The organism is Rhodococcus sp. P3_B8 (genome assembly GCF_056402775.1).
On the sequence record NZ_JBFUGT010000698.1, the window covers coordinates 1 to 591 of the forward strand.

1 protein-coding gene and 1 pseudogene are annotated in these 591 nt (G+C 69.0%); one reads left to right on the forward strand and one right to left on the reverse strand.

All coding sequences use genetic code 11. The annotated features are described in order from the left end of the window. The coding region (locus tag AC1D1G_RS45840; protein WP_477957017.1) for a helix-turn-helix domain-containing protein at window positions 1–143 on the reverse strand (143 nt) is incomplete at its 3' end. A gap of 147 nt (window positions 144–290) precedes the next feature. On the opposite strand from AC1D1G_RS45840, the pseudogene AC1D1G_RS45845 reads away from it, so the two are divergent. Then, window positions 291–591, forward strand: a pseudogene (locus AC1D1G_RS45845) (2-keto-4-pentenoate hydratase); the annotation flags it as partial.

Here is a 591-nt window from a genome sequence, read left to right on the forward strand (position 1 = left end):
ACCCGGTGCAGCGTGCCCTTCGGGATGGACGTCCGCCGGACCAGTTCGGCCAGCGACAGGGTCGAGTCGTCGATGGTGAACGCGTGCAGCACCATCATGACCTTGCCCAGCACCGTCGTGCGGTCGAACTCCTGATCGGACACTGCGAACATCACCTCCGTTGCCGCCGGCGCTCACGCCCACGATACGACCTGTGTTCGGCTCAGTGGAACGCAATGCTTGGCGGGTGGTCGCCCGGCGGCGACAGTGGAACCCACAGTCCATTCCCCACGATCACATCGGGAAGTCAGATGAGCACACCTCAGGGCACCAGCCTGCCCCCCACGGCGCGAGCCTCCGCCGACGCGGTCGCCGCGGCCGCCGAGCGGTTGAGCACCGCCGCCGCAACTTCCACGCCGTGCACCCCGGTCCGCGACCTGATCGGTACCGACGACGTCGCCGCCGCGTACGCCGTCCAGGAGCGGATCGTCGCCGACCGAATCGCCGCCGGCGCGAGCGTCGTCGGCCGCAAGATCGGCCTGACCTCCCCGGCGGTCCAGCAGCAGCTCGGCGTCGACCAACCGGACTTCGGTGTGTTGTTCGACGACATGC